Here is a 1,647-nt window from a genome sequence, read left to right on the forward strand (position 1 = left end):
GAGCAAGCGGTGGCGATAAGGTTGCGTGAGGCAATACGCCCGGCGCACTGCCTCATGCTCCTGTCGCCACGTATTGTCACCCTTAATTTTCCAAGTATCGCGTTCGATATATAAGGTTTCCTGAGGAAGATACTTTGGGGACTTATGAGTATAAGCCACCCCGCGCTTCGACATGGGGTGACTTTCTTTAGCATAGGAGCTTGTCGCTTCGTGCAACAGCTTCTTCGCATTACCTTTCTTCTTCGGCCAATGTTGCTTTGTCTTATTCATTGGTTTGCTCGAGCTCGGTATCTTTGGCGAGCAGAGCCTTGCGTTCTTCAATGCGTTGGTGCCCTCGATTATGTGTTCCATGGCTATCTCATTGTTGCGTTGGTTCTTTACCTCCAACTTGGCGATTTAGCTATCAACATCCCCAAAGTTACCCATATCAGTGGGAATGTAGCATAATGTAATATCGTATCGTCCAATGCATATAAAAAGCGACGCTTTCCCCTCTCTTGCCATATTCTCGATTGTCGCTCTATCATTTTTGCATTTTTCTTTATTCTGCTCATATTCTTTAATGGCTATGGAATATTCAACATCGGAATTGAAGCAGTCTTGTTCCGGTTGCATTGGCCACATTGGGAATGGAATTGAATTATTCCCTATTTTTTCAACGTCATAGCCGAAGTTTACAAGACGTTCAGCAACCATATCGTTGGAATCGTACTCTGTCTGGCCAAATTTTGCCATCGGGAATAACTCAGAACCGTAAAAAGCCTTGTCAAGAAGATAAGTGGTCTGCTTTTCTCTGAGGCAAGCAGTATTGGCGCAGTTGCCATCGCAGCCGTCCTCGCAGAACAGCAGGAGGTTTCGGGTGTTGTGGGGGCATGAGGCGCACGTCGATTTATCGAAGTGGTAACGGCTTAAGTCAGTTGTGTAGTTCTGCTCTATGAGCCGTGCCACATTTGAAGCGTCCATTCCACGCCAATTATTGCCGGTCACTCCGTCTTTGAGATGGGAGTTGTAAACATCGGTCTGTATGTCAACTCCGTAACGGCTTATCTCGGTAGCCACCGCCACTGTGATTTCTTCGGTGTCAATCAGCCGAGCAATTTCAGGTATGAGGTTCGTGAGTTTTATTCGGGTGAGTATGTAGGCCTCGCTTTTGCCTATCTGCGTTGCGAGTGTGGCATAGTCGTAGCGTCCGCTGTCGATTGCAGCCTTTAACGTCTCGGCTTCCTCCATTGTCGTAATGTCCTGGCGGTGCAGGTTCTCCGCAATAGCCTTTTGTTCGGCTTCATCATCGGAAAGGTCGGTATAAACCGTTGCCTTGATGTCATCTTTCCCTGCTATGATGGAGGCGCGGTATCTTCGCTCTCCATACACGATTTCGTAGCGGTCGGTGCCCGCGATTGGTCGCACGCCTATCGCGTGGAGAATACCTTGACGGCTGATAGAGTCAGCGAGTTCGGTGAGGCTCTGCTCGTCGAAATTCTTACGGGGGTTGTAGTCGCTCGGCTGAATGAGGGCGAGGGAGATTGTGGCTTCCTGTACTTTTACGGCGTTGGTCTGACTTGCTGTTGCTTCCATAATTTGAGAGTTTTTTAGATGTTTGAGTTAATTTTTCTCCCTTTTGTTTGAAGCTCTTTGAGCTTCTCCGGC

At 48.1% G+C, this 1,647-nt stretch carries 2 protein-coding genes; both read right to left on the bottom strand.

All coding sequences use genetic code 11. The features are described 5' to 3' along the window. Positions 1-351 (bottom strand): hypothetical protein (locus tag C5S62_RS05020; protein ID WP_133159510.1); only part of this gene is annotated, 351 nt, incomplete at its 3' end. Positions 352-396: 45 nt separating this feature from the next. Continuing rightward, a complete protein-coding gene (locus tag C5S62_RS05025; RefSeq protein ID WP_104404322.1) occupies positions 397-1,575 on the bottom strand; it encodes a ParB/RepB/Spo0J family partition protein in 1,179 nt (392 codons plus the stop codon). Positions 1,576-1,647: the final 72 nt, after the last annotated feature.

The sequence above is a fragment of the Prevotella sp. MGM2 genome, from assembly GCF_002933955.1.
Taxonomy (GTDB): Bacteria; Bacteroidota; Bacteroidia; order Bacteroidales; family Bacteroidaceae; genus Alloprevotella.